The sequence below is a fragment of the Streptomyces sp. NPDC046712 genome (assembly GCF_040645695.1).
Taxonomy (GTDB): Bacteria; Actinomycetota; Actinomycetes; order Streptomycetales; family Streptomycetaceae; genus Streptomyces.
In genome coordinates, this window is record NZ_JBEYYW010000016.1 from 110,134 (window position 1) to 130,768 (window position 20,635).

At 71.7% G+C, this 20,635-nt stretch carries 15 protein-coding genes and 1 pseudogene; 9 read left to right on the top strand and 7 right to left on the bottom strand.

What is annotated here, in order from left to right; genetic code table 11:
• Positions 1 to 9 precede the first annotated feature (9 nt).
• Together ABZ939_RS21585 and ABZ939_RS21590 are read right to left on the bottom strand one after the other, a co-directional pair.
• Positions 10 to 384 (bottom strand): VOC family protein, encoded by a 375-nt coding sequence (locus tag ABZ939_RS21585; protein WP_361857403.1) that lies wholly within the window; start codon positions 382 to 384, stop codon positions 10 to 12.
• 101 nt (positions 385 to 485) lie between these two features.
• Positions 486 to 1,205: a VWA domain-containing protein gene (locus tag ABZ939_RS21590; RefSeq protein WP_361857405.1), complete on the bottom strand. Its 720-nt coding sequence runs from the start codon at positions 1,203 to 1,205 to the stop codon at positions 486 to 488.
• Between the two features lie 81 nt (positions 1,206 to 1,286).
• On the opposite strand from ABZ939_RS21590, the gene ABZ939_RS21595 reads away from it, so the two are divergent.
• Genes ABZ939_RS21595 through ABZ939_RS21605 form a run of 3 tightly spaced genes read left to right on the top strand, consistent with a single transcriptional unit; the run spans position 1,287 to position 5,555 of the window.
• The gene (locus ABZ939_RS21595) at positions 1,287 to 4,340 is read left to right on the top strand and encodes a CHAT domain-containing protein (RefSeq protein ID WP_361857408.1); all 3,054 of its coding nucleotides are present in this window, start codon (positions 1,287 to 1,289) and stop codon (positions 4,338 to 4,340) included.
• 28 nt (positions 4,341 to 4,368) lie between these two features.
• On the top strand, positions 4,369 to 4,779 hold the full coding sequence (locus ABZ939_RS21600) for a hypothetical protein (protein WP_361857410.1): 411 nt from the start codon (positions 4,369 to 4,371) through the stop codon (positions 4,777 to 4,779).
• The gene (locus ABZ939_RS21605; RefSeq protein ID WP_361857412.1) at positions 4,779 to 5,555 is read left to right on the top strand and encodes a hypothetical protein; all 777 of its coding nucleotides are present in this window, start codon (positions 4,779 to 4,781) and stop codon (positions 5,553 to 5,555) included. Before ABZ939_RS21600 ends, ABZ939_RS21605 begins: the two co-directional genes overlap by 1 nt.
• Here ABZ939_RS21605 and ABZ939_RS21610 read toward each other — a convergent pair.
• Positions 5,539 to 6,576 (bottom strand): acyl-CoA dehydrogenase family protein, encoded by a 1,038-nt coding sequence (locus ABZ939_RS21610; RefSeq protein WP_361857415.1) that lies wholly within the window; start codon positions 6,574 to 6,576, stop codon positions 5,539 to 5,541. The two genes, ABZ939_RS21605 and ABZ939_RS21610, sit on opposite strands and share 17 nt — an antisense overlap.
• Positions 6,573 to 8,108 (bottom strand): FadD3 family acyl-CoA ligase, encoded by a 1,536-nt coding sequence (locus tag ABZ939_RS21615; protein WP_361857418.1) that lies wholly within the window; start codon positions 8,106 to 8,108, stop codon positions 6,573 to 6,575. The genes ABZ939_RS21610 and ABZ939_RS21615 overlap by 4 nt, the downstream gene beginning before the upstream one ends.
• A gap of 222 nt (positions 8,109 to 8,330) precedes the next feature.
• On the opposite strand from ABZ939_RS21615, the pseudogene ABZ939_RS21620 reads away from it, so the two are divergent.
• Positions 8,331 to 8,672 (top strand): annotated as a pseudogene (locus ABZ939_RS21620) (flavin reductase family protein); the annotation flags it as partial.
• A 47-nt stretch (positions 8,673 to 8,719) separates the two neighbouring features.
• Here ABZ939_RS21620 and ABZ939_RS21625 read toward each other — a convergent pair.
• Positions 8,720 to 9,415, bottom strand: coding sequence for a PadR family transcriptional regulator (locus ABZ939_RS21625; protein WP_361857421.1), 696 nt, complete (start codon positions 9,413 to 9,415; stop codon positions 8,720 to 8,722).
• Positions 9,416 to 9,494: 79 nt separating this feature from the next.
• On the opposite strand from ABZ939_RS21625, the gene ABZ939_RS21630 reads away from it, so the two are divergent.
• The 5 genes from ABZ939_RS21630 to ABZ939_RS21650 all read left to right on the top strand — a co-directional run bounded on the left by ABZ939_RS21630 (position 9,495) and on the right by ABZ939_RS21650 (position 14,322).
• Positions 9,495 to 10,634 (top strand): LLM class flavin-dependent oxidoreductase, encoded by a 1,140-nt coding sequence (locus tag ABZ939_RS21630; protein WP_361857423.1) that lies wholly within the window; start codon positions 9,495 to 9,497, stop codon positions 10,632 to 10,634.
• On the top strand, positions 10,631 to 11,356 hold the full coding sequence (locus ABZ939_RS21635) for a glucose 1-dehydrogenase (RefSeq protein WP_361857426.1): 726 nt from the start codon (positions 10,631 to 10,633) through the stop codon (positions 11,354 to 11,356). The genes ABZ939_RS21630 and ABZ939_RS21635 overlap by 4 nt, the downstream gene beginning before the upstream one ends.
• Positions 11,353 to 12,255: an alpha/beta hydrolase gene (locus ABZ939_RS21640; protein ID WP_361857429.1), complete on the top strand. Its 903-nt coding sequence runs from the start codon at positions 11,353 to 11,355 to the stop codon at positions 12,253 to 12,255. Before ABZ939_RS21635 ends, ABZ939_RS21640 begins: the two co-directional genes overlap by 4 nt.
• On the top strand, positions 12,252 to 13,292 hold the full coding sequence (locus ABZ939_RS21645; protein WP_361857432.1) for a hypothetical protein: 1,041 nt from the start codon (positions 12,252 to 12,254) through the stop codon (positions 13,290 to 13,292). The genes ABZ939_RS21640 and ABZ939_RS21645 overlap by 4 nt, the downstream gene beginning before the upstream one ends.
• A gap of 124 nt (positions 13,293 to 13,416) precedes the next feature.
• Positions 13,417 to 14,322 (top strand): hypothetical protein, encoded by a 906-nt coding sequence (locus ABZ939_RS21650; RefSeq protein WP_361857435.1) that lies wholly within the window; start codon positions 13,417 to 13,419, stop codon positions 14,320 to 14,322.
• A gap of 115 nt (positions 14,323 to 14,437) precedes the next feature.
• Here ABZ939_RS21650 and ABZ939_RS21655 read toward each other — a convergent pair whose 3' ends face one another.
• Both ABZ939_RS21655 and gltB read right to left on the bottom strand, forming a co-directional pair.
• The gene (locus ABZ939_RS21655; protein ID WP_361857438.1) at positions 14,438 to 15,898 is read right to left on the bottom strand and encodes a glutamate synthase subunit beta; all 1,461 of its coding nucleotides are present in this window, start codon (positions 15,896 to 15,898) and stop codon (positions 14,438 to 14,440) included.
• Positions 15,891 to 20,450, bottom strand: coding sequence for a glutamate synthase large subunit (gene gltB, locus ABZ939_RS21660; protein ID WP_361857441.1), 4,560 nt, complete (start codon positions 20,448 to 20,450; stop codon positions 15,891 to 15,893). Before gltB ends, ABZ939_RS21655 begins: the two co-directional genes overlap by 8 nt.
• Between the last annotated feature and the right edge of the window lie 185 nt (positions 20,451 to 20,635).

Genomic DNA, 20,635 nt, shown 5'->3' on the forward strand with positions numbered 1-20,635 from the left:
CTGTCTGGATTACTCCGAGCGCTCGGAACGCGACCGCTCCACGCAGAACTCGTTGCCCTCCGGATCGGCCAGCGTCGCCCAGCCGGTCCCGTCCGCGTTCCGGTGGTCGCCGGTCAGGGTCGCGCCGAGCGCGAGCAGCCGCTCGACCTCCTCGTCGCGGGTGCGGTCCTGCGGCTGGATGTCGAGGTGGACCCGGTTCTTGACCGACTTCTTCTCCGGTACCCGGATGAAGAGCAGGCTCGCGCCCGCCGTCTCCACCAGCGCCTCGTCGTCGCCGGGCCGGTCCTCGTCGGACACCTTCGAGTCCAGCACGGCGGCCCAGAAGGTGGCCAGGGTGTACGCGTCGGCGCAGTCGATCGTCACATGTCGCACAAGAGATGCCATGGCGTCACTATCACCTGATCAACACCCGCCGGGCCAGCGCCTTTCGCCCAGCCACAGTCACAGCCGCAGCCGCAGCCGCAGCCGCAGAACCGGCGTACTCCTCATGACCGGACGATGGCCTGCGCCCGTGCGGCGGCCAGCCAGGCGGGGAACTCCGCGACGATCCGGTCGTACAGCTCCGCGTCCGGGACCCGGCGCGGGTCCTTCCCGGCGTGGAAGAACCCCGCGTTGTCCACCGGTCGCTTGCCCGGCACGGCCAACTCGTCCAGCTTGCGAAGGAATTCGAACTGCCGGCTGCTCGGGTCGCCGAAGCCGATGAACTGCCAGAAGAGCGGCAGCTTCGCCGCCTTGCACAAGTACCGTTCGGCGGCGAGCTTGTTGATCGGCCCGCCGTCCGTCTGGAAGACGACCAGCGCGGGGGCGGTGGCCCCGCTGTCGAGGTAGTGGTCGATGACCGCGTCCATCGCCAGGTGGTAGCTCGTCTTCCCCATATGACCCAGCCCGGCGACGATCCGGTCGATCCGCCCCTGGTGGTCGGCGAGCGCGATGTCGGTCTCGGCGTCGATGTCGGTGGAGAAGAAGACCACCGGCACCCGGCCGTCGTCGTCCAGGTTGGCGGAGAGCCCCAACACCCGGTCGGCCAGCGCCTGGACGCTGCCGTCCTGGTAGTACGGCTTCATCGAGCCCGAGTAGTCGAGCACCAGATAGACGGCGACGCGCTGCCCGCTCATACCGTGCTTCTGGAGGGAGACCCCTGCCGACTTGTAGAGACTCACCAGCGCGGGCGCGGCTTCCTCGACCTTGCGCAGACTGAGGGCCATGGGCCCCTCCCCTCCCTCTTCGCGTACAGGATGCCGAGGGTACGTGATCACGGGCCGGTCGCCCTTTGGAAGACTGACCCCATGCGTATCGGCTTATGGATCCTGGGGGCGGTCTACGCCGTACTGCCGGGCGCGTGCGGCCTGTTCGTGTATCTGGACGGCCCGCCGCCCGGGATGACGATGGTGCAGGCGGTCTCGCTGGTCCTGTTCGGCCCGCCGGCGGGCGGGATGCTCGTCCGCTGTGCGTACGAGCCACTGATCCCGGAGAGCTGGCGGTACACACCGCCCCTGCTGCGAGTGCTGCTCCCCCTGGGCTACGCCGCCGCGTTCGTGTGCCTCGCCCTCGTGGCACTCGCAGCGCGCGGCGCCGTCCTGGGGCTCGGCTTCGATCTCGTCGACGGCCCGCGGGAGGTGTGGGAGAGGACCCCGGTCGAGTTCCGCGAGCTGATGCTGCTGGCACTCGCCCTGGCCGTCCCCCTCCTGGTCTGGGCTCCGCTGCTCCACTACGAGGGCCGACACATGGTGCTCCGGGTGCTGCTGTTCCGGGCGGCGAGCAGGCCGATGCGGGCGGGTGACGTGGAGGCTCTCCGGGCCGTCACCGCGCCGCTGCGCAGGCCCCGGCGGCTGCCGAGCGTGACCGCGTTCAACGAGGGAATGATGGCGGCCCTCGACAGCTGGGCGCTGATCAACCACCTGAACCGGACCGAGGACATGGAGTCGCTGGACGCGGGCCTCGCGGCGGCCCGGCAGGGACTGGCGAAAATGCAGGTGCTCCGGAGCTTGGGGTCCGGGCAGTTCGTCTGGTCGCTGCGGGACCACCTCGGCGACGCGTTGTGGCAGCGCTACGAGGACACGCACAGCTCGGCGGCGCTCGACGAGGTGATTCTGATCCGCCGCGAGGTGCTGGCCGCGCCCCGCAGGCTGAGGGGCGTCGACGATCGCCCGTACCTCATCCAGCTGAGCGACGCCCTGGGCGCCCGATTCGATCTGAGCGGCGACGAGGACGATCTCCGGGAGGCCGTGGAGATCGCCGAACGAGCCGTGCGCTCCCGCCCGTGGGCGAAGGGCCCCAGCGTGTTCGCGCTGCGCAATCTGGGCCGGCAGCACATTCGCGGTGTCCGGGAGGGGAAGGGCGGCATCGCGGCGTGGGAGGCGGCCGTGGCGGCCCTGCGCGCCGGCGTCGCCCTCGAAGCCGGGTCCGACGACTACGGGTGTCTCTACCAGCTGATCGCCGCCCTGACCGAGGCACCTGGGGAGGGGCCGCGGGCTGCGTCGCTGGCCGAGGCGCGCGGACTGGCCGAGGAGTTGGCCGACGGGGCGGAGCCGGGGACGGGAGAGGAGGGCTCGTACCGCTATCTCCTGGGCACCGTGCTCCTGGATCTGGTCAACGAGGACCCGGATCCCGTCCCCACGCTGTGGGAGGAGACCACGGACGCCTTCAGGGCGGCGGCGGAGAACCCGGCCGTGCCTGCCGAGGTGCGACTGCAGGCGGCTCGGATGTGGGGCATCTTCGCCGCCGGGACGGCCGTGGAGATCGCCGCCGGCCGGGTGGCCCGGGAGCGGGTGGGCGCGACCGAGGAACGGCTGTGGGCCTCCGGAGCCGACGGGTTCGCGCTGGCCGTGGAGCTGCTGCCGCTGGTCGTGTGGCGCGGTGTCGACCACGGCGACCAGCGGGCCCTGCTCGCCGATCTGGACGAGCTCGCGGTCGACGCGGCGGCCGTCGCCGTGGGCGCGGGCCGGCCCGAGCAGGCGGTGGAGATCCTGGAGCGGGGCCGTACCGTGATGTGGTCGCAGCTGCTCGACCTGCGGACGACCGAGCTGACCCGGCTGCGGGCGGACGACCCGGAGCTCTTCGCGCGCCTCGACGCGATACGGGAGGAGCTGGACACGCCCCTCCCGGAGGGCGGGGCGGAGGACCCGGCGCAGTCGGAGCGCCGTACCGCGCTGGCCCGCGAGTGGGAGACCCGGACCAGGGAGGCGGGCCTGCTCCGGACCCCGGAGTACGCGACCCTGCGCGCGGCCGCGGCCGAGGGCCCGGTGGTGGTCGTGAACATCACCGCCTTCGGCTGCCACGCCCTGGTCGTGCGCCACGAGGGTCCCCCGACCGTCATACCGCTGGACACCGTGACGCACGAGGCGACGACCGAGGCCCTGGAGCGTGCGAAGAAGGCCGACGAGCGCCTGGTCGAGGCACACGCGGCCCTGCGGCTGGCACGGGAGGACACGGCGACGGCGACCGGATCCGGCGGCGACGCCGTCGCCGCCGCCGAGGCGCTCGTCATCCGGGCCGAGATGCGGCGGACGCGGACGAGCGCCCGGATGCTGGACTGGCTGTGGGAGACCATCACCCGGCCGGTCCTCGACGCTCTGCCCGAACTCGACACGGACGACGGCGAGTTGCCGCGGCTCTGGTGGTGTCCGACCGGCCTGGCCACGTATCTCCCGCTGCACGCCGCCGGCTCCCGGCGTGGTGGCGTACGGGAGTCGGTGCCGGGCCGGGTCGTTCCCTCGTACGCGCCCACGCTCACCTCCCTGCTGCACGCCCGCCGCCCCCGGCAGGCTCCGCGCACGGACGGAGGGCTGCTCCTGCTGACGGTGCCCGAGCCGGATCTGCCGGAGGTCGGCACCGAGGCGGAGGTCGTCGCACGCCATGTGCCGGGGGTGGTCAGGCTGCACGACGACCGCGCCACGGTCGACGCCGTGACCCGCCTCCTGCCGGACCACACCCGCTTCCACGCCGTCTGCCACGGCATCGCCCGCGAGGGTCTGCGGATCGGCGGCGGTGAGATCCTCACCCCGCTCCAGCTCGCCCGGATCCCGGCCGTGGACGCGGAGTTCGCGTTCCTGTCGGCCTGCGACACCGCCGTACCGGACCCGGAGGTCCCCGACGAGGCGACCCATCCGGCGGCGGTGCTGCACTTCGGCGGCTTCCGCCATGTGCTGGCCAGCCTGTATCCCGTACAGGACGCGAGCGCCCCGGCCGTGACCGACGCCGTGTACGGGCGGCTCGTACGGGACGGGGTCCTGGAAGCCGCCCGGGCGCCGCGGGCCCTGCACGCCACGCTCGCGGAGCTGCGCGCGGAGCATCCGCACCAGCCGAAGGTCTGGATGCCGTACATCCACGTCGGAGCCTGACCCCGCTCACCGGAAGAAGAAGGAGAAGATGACCGACCGCGCCCTGGAGAAACGCGCCCGCACCTGGCTGTGCGACCAGTACCTCAGCGTCCGTGGGGACTTCGAGGAGGACGACGCGCTCGACGAGTTCGAGGACGTCTTCGACGAGGTCCGTCAGGGCGGGAGCGCCCTGGAGGCGATGCGGCGGCTCGGCCACGATCCCGGCCTGGTGCTCGGCGAGCGCCGCAAGGACGGTGTCGGCGCGGCCGGGCTGTGGAGCGAGGAGACCGAGGTGAGCAGTGTCTTCCGCTGTCCGCGCGCGACGGGCCGCTGCACGGCCCGGCGCTCGCGGGACGAGTCGGGCGGCTGGCCGATGTGCTACCTCGACCCGGACGATCCGGACGGCGTGCCGCTCAGGCCGGCGGCGTCGGCGCAGCCCTCGGGCGGGGGCCCGGGCTGATGGACGGGTTCCTCTCGGAGGTCGGCAAGAAGGTCACGGAGCGCTGGCTGACCCGACTGGTCCTGCCGGGGCTGCTGTTCGTGGTGGCCTGCACCGTGGCCCTGACGCCCGGCCGCTCGGGACCGGTCGACGTGACGGCGACGATCGAGTGGCTGGAGCGGCTGCGCACGGGCCGGTACGTCTCGCCGTCCGGCCGGGCCGCGGCGCTGGTGATCCTGCTCCTCGCGGTCGCCGGCTCGGCGCTGGGCGCGGACTGGCTGGCATCGGGTGTCGGCCGGCTGTGGGCGGGGCGGGCGCGCTGGATGCGGCGGGCGGCGGGACGGCTGCGGGGGCGTACGGACGTGCCGGCCCGGGCGACCTGGATCGGGGGCCGGTTCGGCGCGGTCGAGGAGCGGATACGGGTCCAGCACGGCGTCCACATGTCGCTGGTGTGGCCGCGCCTGTGGCAGCTCGCGCCGGAGGGCACGCGGCAGGACGTGAACGCGGCCTGGGACCGCTATGCGGCGGCGGCGCTGCGGACCGCGTGGACGGTGCCGTACGGCGCCCTCGCCGCGGTGGCGGGGTGGTGGCCGGCGGCGGTGGTCGCGGCCGGCCTCGCCCTCACCGGCTTTCGTGAGGGACGGGTGGCCGTCGTGGCCCTGACCGAGGCCGTCGAGGCGGCCGTGGACACGGGCCTGCGGGGTCTCGCGGAGGTGCTCGGCGTGCCGCTGCGGCACGACCGGGTGCTTCCGGCGGACGGCGCGCTGATCAACGAGCTGCTCAACAAGGGGCGTTGAGTCCGAGGGCGTCGGCGATACGGCTCCGGTGCACGGCGGGCGGGCCGAACAGCCGGGCGGACCCGTGGGCGCGCTTGAGGTGGTCGTGCGCCGGGTGTTCCCAGGTGATCCCGATCCCCCCGTGGAGCTGGATCATCTCGCCCGCCACCGTCTCGTACGCCTCCGAGCAGACGGCCTTCGCGGCCGCCGCGGCCTGCGGCTCGGCGTCGGTGTGCGCGGCGGCGAGGGCGAGGGAGCGGGCGGCCTCGACGGTGGCGTACAGATCGGCGAGCCGGTGCTTCACGGCCTGGAAGGAGCCGATGGACCGCCCGAACTGGACCCGCTGCCGCGCGTGGCGCACGGTCTCCTCCAGAGCCCGTTCGGCGCCGCCGACCTGCTCGGCGGCGAGGACGGTCGCGGCCACGTCCCGTACCCGCGCGAGGACGGCATCCCCGTCGGCGGCGAGGAGGCGGGCGGGGGCCCGGTCGAGTTCGACGCGGGCGAGGGGCCGGGTGCGGTCCAGGGTGGTGACGGGAGTGAACGTGACGCCCGGGCCGAGGAGTTCGTAGAGTCCGAGTCGGCCGTTCTCGCGGGCGAAGGCGAGGTGCACATCGGGACGCGCGGGGCCGGCGAGAACGTACTCCTTGCGGCCGGACAGACACGAGCCCTCCGACACGGTCCCGATCGCCGCCGGCTCCCAGCCGCCTGTCTCCGCCCATGCGAGGGCCCCGACCGCCGAGCCGTCGGCGAGCCCGGGGAGGAGCCGGGCGCAGGCTTCCCAGTCGCCCGAGGCGAGGAGCGCGGTCACGGTCAGGACGGCCGAGCCCAGATACGGGACCGGGCTCAGCGACCTCCCCAACTCCTCGGCCACCACGGCGATCTCCGCCTGCCCACAGCCGAGTCCGCCGTACGCCGCCGGTACGGCGAGCGCCGCGACGCCGATCTGTTCGGTGAGCGGGCCCCAGGCGGCCGCGCCCTCGTGCCGGGCGAGGACGCTCCGTACCGCCGTCCGCAGTTCCTCCTGCTCACGCGTCGGCCTCATGCGTCCTCTCCTCTCGCGGCGCGTCGCAGTGCGACCTTGAGGAGCTTCCCGCCCGCGTTGCGGGGAAGCTCCGGCACGGGGACGAAGCGGCGCGGCACCTTGAAGTTGGCGAGCCGTTCGCGGGCCCAGGCGGTCAGTTCGTCCTCGTCGAGCACCCCGTCCGTGACCACGAACGCCACCCCGACCTCGCCGAGGCGGTCGTCGGGTGCTCCGACCACCGCCGCGTCGAGGACGGCCTCGTGGCGCAGCAGGACGTGCTCGATCTCGGCCGGGTAGGCGTTGAAGCCGCCGACCACGTACATGTCCTTGAGCCGGTCGGTGACGGCGAGGTAGCCGCGCTCGTCGAGGGTGCCGATGTCCCCGGTGCGCAGCCAGCCGCCGTCCACCACCGCCTCGGCGGTCGCCGCCGGGTCGTCGAGGTAGCCGCGCATGACGTGGTGGCCGCGGACCTGGATCTCGCCGTGCTCCCCGGGGCCGAGCGGCTCCCCGAGCGGTGAGGCGATCCGGATCTCGGTGCCGGGCAGGGGCAGCCCGACGGTGTGGGCGACCGTGTGGGCGTCGGCGTCGGTCGGGCAGACCGAGACGACACCGCAGGACTCGGTGAGCCCGTAGGCGGTGAAGACGTCGGGGGCGCCGAGCTCGGTCCGTATCTCCTCGACGAGCGCGGCGGGGACGGTGGCCGCCCCGGTCCCGGCGAGACGGAGCGCGGACAGGTCGTGCGCGGCACGGCGCGGGTGGTGGACGAGGCCGTGGAAGACAGTGGGCGGCCCCATCAGACAGGTGACACGCTCGGCCGCCATCCGTTCGAGGACGCGGTCGGCGTCATAGACGGTCTCGGGGAGCATGGTGACGCCGTTGAGCAGGCAGGCCAGGACGCCCGCCTTGTAGCCGAACGTGTGGAAGAAGGGATTGACCAGCAGGTACCGGTCGCCGGGCCGCAGGCCGACGAGGCGGGACCAGTCGGCGTAGACCCGCAGGGTCTGGGCGTGGGTGGTCATCACCCCCTTGGACCGGCCGGTGGTGCCGGAGGTGTAGAGGATGTCGCAGAGGTCGTCGGGGCGTACGGCGGCGGTGCGGGCGATCCGTTCGCCGTCGGGGACCGTGGCGCCGGCGGCGAGGTAGGAGTCCCAGTCGGGGCCGTGGAGGGTGAGGGTGGAGCGCAGGGCGCCGAGGTCCTCGCCGGAGGCGTGCAGGGCGGCGGCGTAGTCGGTGCCGAGGAAGTCGTGCTCCGTGAAGAGGACGCGGGCGCCGCTGCGGCGCACGATGTCGGCGGCCTCGGCGGGCTTGTAGCGGGTGTTGACCGGGACGAGGACGGCTCCGACGGCGACCGCGCCGAGTGCGGCGGTGATCCAGTGGCGGCTGTTCGGGGCCCAGATCGCGACCCGGTCGCCGCCCCGGATGCCGTGGGCCACGGCGGCACGTGCGGCGGCGGCGATCTCGTCGCGCAGCTGCGCGAAGGTCCAGCGGACCTCGCCGTCGACGAGTGCTTCGAGGGCCGGGTCCGGGTGCGCGGCGGCTGCCCAGGCGGGCAACTCGGCGAGTGTGCGGGGTAGTTGCTGTGGCACTTGCTGGGGACTGATCACTGACCCTCCCTACTTGACGTGCGAGCGTGGCCGGTATCCAATCACAGGTGTTTCGGTTAGGCATATACCTAGTAGAAACATTCCTCAGGAGGTCCCATGAGCCCCACGAGCCCCGTGGACATGAAGTCCGCCTTGGCCGGCTTCTGTACGGGAGTCACCGTCGTCACCTCGATGGATCCGGACGGCGGACGGCCCGTCGGCATGGCGGTGCAGTCGTTCTCGTCCGTCTCGCTCGATCCGCCGCTGGTCTGCTTCTGCCCGGCGCACACCTCGTCGACCTGGCCGCGGATCCGGGCGGCGGGCCGGTTCGCGGTGAACGTGCTCGCCGCCGATCAGGAGGAGCTGTGCCGGCGCTTCGCGGTCACGGGCGGCGACAAGTTCGCCGGGACGGCCTGGCGGTCGGGCTCCAACGGCGCACCGCTGATCGAGGGGGTGCTCGCGACGGTCGAGTGCACGCTCGACGCGGTCCTGGACGGCGGCGACCACGCCATCGCGCTCGGCAGGGTCACCGCCCTGACCGCGCACCGGGCCACCGGCCCGCTGCTCTTCTTCCGGCGCACCTACGGGCGCCTGCCCTCGCCCGCGTCCTTGTCCGCGCCCGAGTCCCCGTCCGCGCCCCTGTCCGTGCCCGAGCCCCCGTCCGCGCCACCAGAACCCGCGCGCGTCTTCTCCAGCTCCTCGATGTCCGCGAGCATGGCGTCCGCCAGATCGCGCTCGGAGGCGTAGTACCGCTCGGCCCACTTGAGGGTGAGCGTGGGATAGGCCCACGCCTCCTCGGCCTTCGCCCCCTCCACGTCGGCCTCCGCGCGCACTCGCATGGCCTCGGCGAACTCCCGGTGCCGGGCGAGGACTTCACGCATCTGCTCGGGTTCGAGGAGATGCCCCAGCCACAGCCGGAGCATCGGCCCGTGCTTGAGCACCGGCGGGTCGACCGGCGCCGTGCGGGCCCAGGCACGGACGGCGGTCATGCCTTCGTCCGTGATCCGGTAGACCCGCTTGTCGCGGCTGCCCGTCTCCTGCGCGACCATCCGCGAGGTGGCGAAGCCGGCCTTCTCCAGGCGCTTGAGCTCGCTGTAGATCTGGCTGAACGACGGGCTCCAGTAGAAGAAGCGCAGTGACCAGTCCGACCACTTCTTGAGGTCGTAGCCGGACAGCTCCTCCCCGAAGGAGAGCAGTCCGAGCACCGCCCAGCTCGTCGCCGGGAACCCCGGAAGCTCCGGTTGTTCTTCCTGGCCCGCCGTCTTCTTGTCCGCCACGGAGCGAAGTCTACGACCCCCTTCCCCACCCCAGGTATGCCTGCTAGAAGTATTCCTATTCGAAATAGAGGAGTTCACTGTGAAGTTCTCGATGATCTTCGAGGCCCAGCTCGTCGACCCCACTCCGGAGCGCGAGCGTCAGGTCATCCACGACTGCGTCGAACAGGCCGTCCACGCCGAGAAGATGGGCTTCGACCGGATCTGGGCGGTCGAGCACCACTCCCTCACCCAGTACGCGCACATGAGCGCCTCCGAGATCTTCCTGACCTGGGTCGCCGCCCGTACGGAGCGGATCCGGATCGGCCACGGCGTGGTGACCATGCCCTTCGGCTACCAGCATCCGGTGCGGGTGGCCGAGCGTGCCGCGATGCTCGACGTCCTCAGCGGCGGACGGGTGGACATCGGCGCCGGCCGCGGCGCCACCCGTCAGGAGATGCGGATGTACGGGGTACGCCCCGAGGACACGTACCCGCAGATGGAGGAGGCCCTGCGGATCTTCTCCCACGCCTGGCGCGAGGAGGAGTTCGAGTGGCACGGTTCCATAGACATCGGCCCCGGCGCGGTCCTGCCCCGGCCGGTGCAGGACCCACACCCGCCCCTCTTCATGGCCTGCTCGAAGCACGACACGCTCAAGCTCGCCGCCGAACTCGGCATCGGGGCACTGGTGATGGGCTTCGCCGGCGCCGACGACGTCCGCGAGATGCGCAAGGTGTACGACGAGGCCATCGCCGTACGCGACGGCTCCCGGCTCGTCTCCTCCGAGGTCAACAACCACTTCTCGGCGCTCTGCCCGACGATCGTCCTGGACGACGCCGAGCGGGCGCTGCGGCTGGGCACCCGCGGTCAGCGCTTCTTCGCCGAGTCGATCGCCCACTGGTACGGCAACGCCCCGGCCCCGACGGGCTACGCGGAGGACGAGGAGACCATCGACCACGTCGCGGCGCTGGAGCGGGGCCGCGAGGAACTGGTCGCCCGGCTCCACGAGGCGAACATCCCGGCGCGCCCGGTGGACACCGGCACGTACAACACCGATCACGCCTACGGCGACGCGGACACCGCCATCGCCTACGTCGAGCAGCTGCGTGAGATCGGCGTGGACGAGGTGATGTGCCTGATCCAGATGGGCACCGTCCCTCAGGAGGTCTGCATGGAGACCATCCGCCAGTGGGGCGAGAAGGTCATTCCCCACTTCCGCACGCGCTCGGGGGCGGCCTCGTGAACTCCCTGTCCGGCAAGGTCGTGATCGTCACGGGCGCGGCGCGCGGCCAAGGGGCGGCGGAGGCCCGCCTGCTGGTGGCGGCGGGCGCGCGGGTCGTCCTCACGGACGTACGGGAGGAGGAGGGCCGGGGGGTCGCCGCCGGTCTCGGCGACGCTGGGCTGTTCGTACGCCACGACGTGACGTCCGCGGAGGACTGGCAGGGGGTGGTCGCGGGCGCCCTCGACTCGTACGGCCGCGTCGACGCGCTGGTGAACAACGCGGCGCTGTGGCGTACGGCCCCGGTGGAGTCGGAGACCCGGCAGAACTTCGAACTCCTCCTGCGGGTCAATCTGTTGGGACCTTTCCTGGGTATCCAGGCGGTGCTGCCGGCCCTGCGGGAGGCGGGTGGAGGCTCGATCGTGAACGTCTCCTCGACCGCCGGCCTGGTCGGCATCCCGGGCCACGCGGCGTACGGCTCCGCCAAGTTCGGGCTGCGCGGGCTCACCCGGTCCTCCGCGCTCGACCTGGCGCGGTACGGCGTCCGCGTCAACTCGGTGCACCCGGGGGCCATCGACACGCCGATGACCGCGGCGGTGGCGGCCAAGGACTGGTCGCACGTACCGCTCGGCCGGATGGGCCGGGCGGAGGAGGTCGGGGAGCTGATCGCCTTCCTGGTCTCGGACGCGTCCTCGTACGTGACGGGCGCGGAGTTCACGGTGGACGGGGGGCTGACGACCGGATGACGGATCCACTGACACCGGCGGCCCGGGCGCTGTGCGAGGCGATGTCGGCGGCCTTCCCCGGCGGGGGCTCCGCGCCGGCCCTACGGGCGGCGGCCAGGGCGGGGGTACGGGAGGTGCCCGCGGCGCCCGAGACGTCGGCGAACGGCGTACGGGTACGCCTCTACGACCCGTTGCGCCCACGGAACCGGGTGCCCGCACAGGACCCCTCGCACCCGAGGCCGGTCATCGTCTTCGCCCACGGTGGCGGCTGGGTCCTGTGCGACCTCGACACGCACGACGGCCTGTGCCGCGAACTGGCGGACCGCACCGGCGCGTCGGTGGTGTCCGTCGACTACCGCCGCGCCCCCGAACACCGCTTCCCCGCGGCCGAGGACGACGTGTACACGGTCCTGGAATGGGCCGCCGCGCAGTACGAGGGTCCGCTGTTCCTGGCGGGCGACTCCAGCGGCGGCAACCTGGCGGCGGCCGCGGCGCTGCGCGCCCGGGACAGAGGCGGACCGCCGGTCGCCGGCCAGCTGCTGTTCTATCCCGCCCTCGACCATCGGCTGGACTCCGTCTCGGCGGAGGCGTACGCGGAGGGCTTCTTCCACACCACGGCCCATATGCGCTGGTACTGGGAGCAGTACCTGGGCCCGGACGGCGACCCCGTCGCGGCCTCCCCCGGCCTCGCCCCCGACCTCGCCGGCCTGCCGCCCACGCTCGTCGTGCTGGCCGACTGCGACCTGCTGCGGGACGAGGGGCTGGCATACGCCCGGCGGCTGTCGTCGGCAGGGGTCCGCGCCCAGGTCCAGCTGCACACCGGGGTCTTCCACGGCTTCCTGGGGGCGAGGGGGGTGCTTCCGGAAGCGGACGCGGCCCTGGCCGGCGCGGCGGCCTGGCTCGCTAGCCTGTGCGAATGAGACCGACCACCCCGTACCGCCCGCTCGACATCACCATCCCCTTCCCCGAGCTGAAGGCGTACGCCCGCACCGCGACGCTGCTGCATCCGCGGTCGGGCGCGCCGACGGCGGGCGACAGTTCGGTGGGCGGGCCGTTGCTTTGGCCGGCGGACGAGGCGTGGCCGGTGTGCGGGACGGACCACGGCGGGGCGTCGGGTGTACGGCCGGAGCGGGCCCGCCGGTACGAGCGGATCGTCGCCGCCGCCTGGGCGCGCCCCCGCGCGGACGACACCGGCCAAGTGCCGTACACCGAGGCCGAACGCGCGGAGCTGGACGAGATGACGTTGTCCGGCTACCAACCGGACCGGCACGACGGCTCCCCGCTCCCGCTGCTCGCCCTGGCCCAGTTCTACGTCCGGGACGTGCCGGACCTGGCGGCGTTCCCCCCGCCGGGGACGGACCTGCTCCAGGTGCTGTGGTGCCCGTTCAGGGGACATGACGACGCGTCGCTCCACGACTACGGCCCCTCGACGCGGCTTCGGTGGCGACGGGCCGCGGACGTGACGGAGCTGCTGTCGGAGCAGCCGGAACCGGCGATCGTGGAGCGGAAGGAGTATCTGCCGAACCCGTGCGTGCTGTTCCCCGAGCGGGTCGTCGAGTACCCCTTCGCGGACTACCTTCCCGGGGAGTTGGTCGAGCGGATCGACGCCTGGGAGGACGCCTTCCAGGAACGGGCCGGGGACGCGGCGCCCTGGTACCAGTACGACCTCTCCCTCGCGCCCGGCTGGAAGATCGGCGGCTGGGACTCCTGGCACCGGACGGATCTCATGCGGGTGTACTGCGGCGCCTGCGGCACGGAGATGCGGCTGCTGCTGACGATCGACTCCGGTGGAGGAGGGCGGAGTTGGGTTCCGTACGACGAGGCGCGGGACGCCCGGGACCCCACGCGGCCGGTCGACCTGTACGGGCCGACCGGGATCAAGGCGGCGCGCGACGAGTACCGGGCCTTCGTCTGCCCGGCGGACCCGTCGCACCCGCACCGGATGAGCACGCAGTAGTTCTCCGTCGTCCCCCGGTTCCACGCACGCGAGCGCGTCCGAGCGACGTCCGCACGCCCTTGACACTGCCACCCCGGCTCAAGACCCTTGGCCTTCCACCGGGCCGGCCACTGAGGGGGGAAGCATGCTGAGTCGGATGCTCGAACGGGAGAGACCGTCAAGTGCGCAGTACCGATGGGGACTTGGCGGCCTGATCCTGCTGGTCCTGATCTCCGTGATCGCGTACGAGAATCTGCAGAGCATCTTCAACGAGGAGAAGGACTTCGTCATCGGCACGCTGTTCTCGCTGGCGGGCTTCTGCTTCGCCAAGGCGGTGACCCGGTCGCGTGGAGACCAGGCGCTGGAGATCCTGCGGGACACCGGGGCCTTCGAGCAGATCGCCCTCGTGGACCGCAACATCAAGGCGGCGGCGGACCGGCTGGCCGGGTACCACGATCTGCAGTGCAGGGACCCCGAGTTCTACCGGAACATCGGCGTCCTGCGCGTCGCTCTCGACGACATCGACAAGTCCCTCACCAACATCGCCGACCTCCGCAAGGCGCTGGACATCGACGAGGGCGAGGCCTATCCGGTTCCGCCGGAGCTCCGGCTCGCGCTGCTCTCGGTGCGGCGGAACGTGCACGAGGCGCTGGTCCGGCGGGATCAGGCGTACGAGTGGCTGCGCGCGAGGATCCCGCACGACGACCAGGAGCCGTGGGACCTGTTCGCCGTCATGACGACCGACATCCAGAAGGCCTCGCTCACACTGGAATCGCTGCTGAGCAAGTACGTCGGCTTCCCGCCGGCCGAGTACGCCCGCAACGTCCTCGACTACCTCCGCGCGGCGCGGCGTCGCGCCCGCTCGTTCCGGGAGGCGGCTCCCGAGACACCGGGGATCTTCGCGGTCCTCGAGGAGGACGTCGAGCACGCCATTCGGGACCTGGAGACGGTGGAACGCCAGCTCTCCGGCACCACCGCCCCACCCACGACACCGGCCCCGGACCCCGCCCCCGTCCCCTCACCCGCGCCCGCACCTTCGCCCGCCTCCTGAAGGCGGACGCGCCGCGGCGCCCTCCCAGTCGTCCGGTCGGGGACATTCGGGGGGCGCCGCGCTCAGTTCCGTACGTCGTTGTACGGGACGTCTTGGGGGACGGTCGGACCGATGGTCAGACCGTCAGGGCACGGTCCGTCGGGCGGATCGGGGCCGGGAGGTCGCTCGCGCCCGTCAGGAAGCGGTCGACTCCGCGGGCCGCCGAGCGGCCCTCGGCGATCGCCCAGACGATCAGCGACTGGCCGCGGCCCGCGTCACCGGCCACGAACACACCACCGACGTTGGTGGCGAAGTCCGCGTCACGAGCGATGTTACCCCGCTCGTCCAGGTCCAGACCAAACTGCCCGACCAGGCCGTTCTCGACGTCCGTACCCGTGAAGCCCATCGCCAGCGTGACCAGCTGCGCCGGGATCTTCCGCTCCGTGCCCGGCTTCTGGGTCAGCTTGCCGTCGACGAACTCGACCTCGACCAGGTGCAGGAACTGGACGTTGCCCTCCTCGTCGCCCTCGAAGTGGGTGGTGGAGACGGAGTAGACCCGCTCACCGCCCTCCTCGTGCGCCGAGGTGACCTTGTACAGCATCGGGAAGGTCGGCCACGGCTGGCCGGCCGCCCGCTCCTCGCCCGGACGCGGCATGATCTCCAGCTGCGTGACCGAGGCCGCGCCCTGGCGGTGGGCGGTGCCCACGCAGTCCGCGCCGGTGTCGCCGCCGCCGATGACGACCACGTGCTTGCCCTCGGCCGTGATCGGCGGGGTCACGAAGTCGCCCTCGACGACCTTGTTGGCGAGCGGCAGGTACTCCATCGCCTGGTGGATGCCGTTGAGCTCCCGGCCCGGGACGGGCAGGTCGCGCGCGGTGGTCGCACCGGCGGCGATGACGACCGCGTCGTACCGCTTGCGCAGGTCCGTCGCCGTGATGTCGCGGCCGATCTCGACACCCGTACGGAACTTGGTGCCCTCCGCGCGCATCTGCTCGATGCGGCGGTTGATGTGCCGCTTCTCCATCTTGAACTCGGGGATGCCGTAGCGCAGCAGGCCGCCGATCCGGTCGGCGCGCTCGAACACGGCGACCGTGTGGCCGGCCCGGGTCAGCTGCTGGGCGGCGGCGAGACCCGCCGGGCCCGAGCCGATGACGGCGACGGTCTTGCCGGACAGACGCTCGGGCGCCTGCGGCTTGACGTCGTTGGCGTCCCACGCCTTGTCGATGATGGAGACTTCGACGTTCTTGATGGTGACGGCCGGCTGGTTGATGCCGAGCACGCACGCCGCCTCGCACGGAGCCGGGCACAGGCGGCCGGTGAACTCCGGGAAGTTGTTCGTGGCGTGCAGCCGCTCCGACGCCTGCGCCCAGTCCTCGCGGTAGGCGTAGTCGTTCCACTCGGGGATGAGGTTCCCGAGCGGACAGCCGTTGTGGCAGAACGGGATGCCGCAGTCCATGCAGCGGCCGGCCTGCTTGCTGATGATCGGCAGCAGGGAGCCGGGAACGTAGACCTCGTTGAAGTCCTTGACTCGCTCGCCCACCGGACGGGTCTTGGCGACCTCGCGCCCGGTGGTCAGGAAGCCCTTGGGGTCAGCCATTGGTCGCCGCCTCCATCATCTTCTCGGTGGTCTCGGCCTCGGAGAGACCGGCGAGCTCAGCGGCGTCCTTGGCGGCGAGCACTGCCTTGTACGTGGTCGGGATGATCTTGCTGAAGCGGTCCACGTTCACGGACCAGTCGGCAAGAAGCTTTTCCGCGACCGTCGAGCCGGTCTCCTCGTGGTGGCGGCGCACGACGTCGTGCAGCCACTGCTTATCGGAGTCCGTGAGTGCCTCGACGGCGGACAGGTTGCCGGAGTTGACGTTGTCCCGGTCGAGGTCGACGACGTACGCGACACCGCCCGACATACCGGCCGCGAAGTTGCGGCCCGTCTCGCCGAGGACGACGGCCTGGCCACCGGTCATGTACTCGCAGCCGTGGTCGCCCACGCCCTCCGAGACGACCAGCGCGCCGGAGTTGCGGACGCAGAAGCGCTCACCGGTGCGGCCCCGCAGGAACAGCTCACCGCCGGTCGCACCGTACGCGATGGTGTTGCCCGCGATGGTCGAGTACTCGGCCAGGTGGTCGGCGCCGCGGTCCGGACGGACGACGACGCGGCCGCCGGAGAGGCCCTTGCCGACGTAGTCGTTGGCGTCGCCCTCGAGCCGGAGCGTGACACCGGCCGGCAGGAAGGCGCCGAACGACTGGCCGGCGGAGCCGGTGAAGGTGATGTCGATGGTGTCGGCCGGCAGACCGGCACCGCCGAACTTCTTCGTCACCTCGTGGCCGAGCATGGTGCCGACCGTGCGGTTGATGTTGCGGATCGCGACCTGGGCACGGACCGGCTGGGCCGCCTCGGCGGATTCGGCGTTCAGCGCGTCGGCGGCGAGCTCGATGAGCTCGTTGTCGAGCGCCTTCTCCAGACCGTGGTCCTGCTCGACCAGGGCGTGGCGGACCGCGCCCTCGGGCAGCTCGGGCACGTGGAAGAGCGGGGCCAGGTCCAGGCCCTGCGCCTTCCAGTGCGTCACGGCGCGGCTGGTGTCGAGCAGCTCGGCGTGGCCGACGGCCTCTTCGAGCGTACGGAAGCCCAGCTCGGCGAGGATCTCGCGGACCTCTTCGGCGATGAACTCGAAGAAGTTGACGACGTACTCGGCCTTGCCGGAGAAGCGGTCGCGCAGGACCGGGTTCTGGGTGGCGATACCGACCGGGCAGGTGTCCAGGTGGCAGACGCGCATCATGACGCAGCCGGAGACGACGAGCGGCGCGGTCGCGAAGCCGAACTCCTCGGCGCCGAGCAGCGCGGCGATGACGACGTCACGGCCGGTCTTGAGCTGACCGTCGGTCTGGACGACGATCCGGTCGCGCAGGCCGTTGAGCAGCAGGGTCTGCTGGGTCTCGGCGAGGCCGAGCTCCCAGGGGCCGCCCGCGTGCTTCAGCGAGGTGAGCGGCGAGGCGCCCGTACCGCCGTCGTGGCCGGAGATGAGGACGACGTCCGCGTGCGCCTTGGAGACACCCGCGGCGACGGTGCCGACACCGACCTCCGACACCAGCTTCACGTGGATACGCGCGGCCGGGTTGGCGTTCTTGAGGTCGTGGATCAGCTGAGCCAGGTCCTCGATGGAGTAGATGTCGTGGTGCGGCGGCGGGGAGATCAGACCGACACCCGGGGTGGAGTGCCGGGTCTTGGCGACCCACGGGTAGACCTTGTGGCCGGGCAGCTGGCCGCCCTCGCCGGGCTTGGCGCCCTGGGCCATCTTGATCTGGATGTCGTCCGCGTTGACCAGGTACTCGCTCGTCACGCCGAAGCGGCCGGAGGCGACCTGCTTGATGGAGGAACGGCGCGCCGGGTCGTACAGGCGGTCCGGGTCCTCGCCGCCCTCACCGGTGTTGGACTTGCCGCCCAGCTGGTTCATGGCGATGGCGAGGGTCTCGTGCGCCTCACGGGAGATGGAGCCGTACGACATGGCGCCCGTCGAGAACCGCTTGACGATCTCGGAGACCGGCTCGACCTCGTCGATCGAGATCGCCTCGCGATCCGAGGTGAAGCCGAACAGGCCGCGGAGCGTCATCAGTCGCTCGGACTGCTCGTTCACCCGGTCCGTGTACTTCTTGAAGATGTCGTACCGCTTGTTGCGCGTGGCGTGCTGCAGGCGGAAGACGGTCTCCGGGTCGAACAGGTGCGGCTCGCCCTCGCGGCGCCACTGGTACTCGCCGCCGATGTCGAGGGCGCGGTGCGCGGAGGGGACGCCCGAGGCGGGGTACGCCTTGGCGTGGCGGGCGGCGACCTCCTTGGCGACGACGTCGAGACCGGCGCCGCCGATCTTGGTGGCCGTGCCGTTGAAGTACTTCTCGACGAAGGCCGTGTCGAGGCCGACGGCCTCGAAGACCTGGGCGCCGCGGTAGGAGGCGACGGTCGAGATACCCATCTTGGACATGACCTTGAGGACGCCCTTGCCGAGCGCGTAGATCAGGTTGCGGATGGCCTGCTCGGGCTCCAGGCCCTCGATGAAGGTGCCGGCGCGGACCAGGTCCTCGACCGACTCCATCGCCAGGTACGGGTTGACGGCGGCGGCGCCGTAGCCGATGAGGAGGGCCACGTGGTGGACCTCGCGGACGTCGCCGGCCTCGACGAGCAGCCCCACCTGGGTGCGCTGCTTCGTACGGATGAGGTGGTGGTGGACGGCCGCGGTGAGCAGCAGCGACGGGATCGGCGCGTGCTCGGCGTCGGAGTGCCGGTCGGAGAGGACGATCAGGCGGGCGCCGCCCTCGATCGCCGCGTCGGCCTCGGCGCAGATCTCCTCGATGCGGGCGGCGAGCGCGTCGCCGCCGCCGGAGACCCGGTACAGGCCGGACAGGGTCGCGGCCTTCATGCCGGGCATGTCGCCGTCGGCGTTGATGTGGATGAGCTTGGCCAGCTCGTCGTTGTCGATCACCGGGAAGGGCAGGGTGACCGAGCGGCAGGAGGCCGCGGTCGGCTCAAGGAGGTTGCCCTGCGGGCCCAGCGAGGAGCGCAGGCTCGTCACCAGCTCCTCGCGGATGGCGTCCAGCGGCGGGTTGGTGACCTGCGCGAAGAGCTGGGTGAAGTAGTCGAAGAGCAGCCGGGGGCGCTCGGACAGGGCCGCGATCGGCGAGTCCGTACCCATGGAGCCGATCGGCTCGGCGCCCAGGCGGGCCATCGGGGCGAGGATGACGCGGAGCTCTTCCTCGGTGTAGCCGAAGGTCTGCTGGCGGCGGGTGACCGAGGCGTGGGTGTGGACGATGTGCTCGCGCTCGGGGAGGTCCTCGAGCTCGATCTCGCCGGTCTCCAGCCACTCGGCGTACGGCAGCTCGGCGGCGAGGCCGGCCTTGATCTCGTCGTCCTCGATGATCCGGTGCTCGGCGGTGTCGACGAGGAACATCTTGCCGGGCTGCAGGCGGCCCTTGCGGACGACCTTGGCGGGGTCGATGTCGAGGACGCCGACCTCGGAGGAGAGGACGACGAGACCCTCGTCGGTGACCCAGTAGCGGCCGGGGCGCAGACCGTTGCGGTCGAGGACCGCGCCGACCTGGACGCCGTCGGTGAAGGTGACGCAGGCCGGGCCGTCCCAGGGCTCCATCATCGTGGAGTGGTACTGGTAGAAGGCGCGCCGGGCCGGGTCCATGGAGTCGTGGTTCTCCCACGCCTCGGGGACCATCATCAGGACCGAGTGCGGCAGCGAGCGGCCGCCGAGGTGGAGCAGCTCCAGGACCTCGTCGAAGGAGGCGGAGTCGGAGGCGTCCGGCGTACAGATCGGGAAGATCCGCTCCAGGCTTCCCTCGCCGAAGAGGTCGGAGACGAGCTGGGACTCGCGGGCCACCATCCAGTTGCGGTTGCCCTTGACCGTGTTGATCTCGCCGTTGTGCGCGACGAAGCGGTACGGGTGGGCCAGCGGCCAGCTCGGGAAGGTGTTGGTGGAGAACCGGGAGTGGACCAGGGCCACGGCGCTGGCGCAGCGGCGGTCCGACAGGTCCGGGAAGAAGGGCTCCAGCTGGCCGGTGGTCAGCATGCCCTTGTAGACGATGGTGCGGGCGGAGAGCGACGGGAAGTACGTCCCGGCCTCACGCTCGGCGCGCTTGCGCAGCACGAACGCCTTGCGGTCCAGCGCGATGCCCTCGCTGCTGCCGTCGGCGACGAACAGCTGGCGGAAGACCGGCATGGTGGCGCGGGCGGAGGCGCCGAGCAGCTCGGGGGCGACGGGGACCTCGCGCCAGCCGAGGACGTTCAGACCCTCCTCGGACGCGATCGTCTCGATCTGCGAGACGGCCTGTGCGGAGCCGTCGGCAGGGAGGAAGGCGATACCGACGGCGTAGGAGCCGGCGGCGGGCAGGTCGAAGTCGGTGACCTCGCGCAGGAAGGCGTCCGGGACCTGGAACAGGATGCCGGCGCCGTCTCCGGAGTCGGGCTCGGAGCCGGTGGCGCCTCGGTGCTCGAGATTGCGCAGTACGGTCAGCGCCTGCTCGACCAGCGCGTGGCTGGCTACACCGGTCAGGGTGGCCACGAACCCGACACCACAGGCGTCGTGTTCGTTACGGGGGTCGTACATCCCCTGCGGAGCGGGGCGACCGTCCATGGGCGACCAGGCGTCGGAACGCATCGGCTCTCCCGTCGTCGTCGTGGCATATGCAGCAGCCGAGGGACGACGTTGGCCCTCCGCGAAATTTCGTGCAGGTTACATGATGGCTGGCTTCTCGCAGAACGGATAGCTCATTCCAGCATGCGGACACCGCTGACACGGAGCGGTGGCGTTGGTTCACATGTGGACAGGTCGATCTTGTGGGG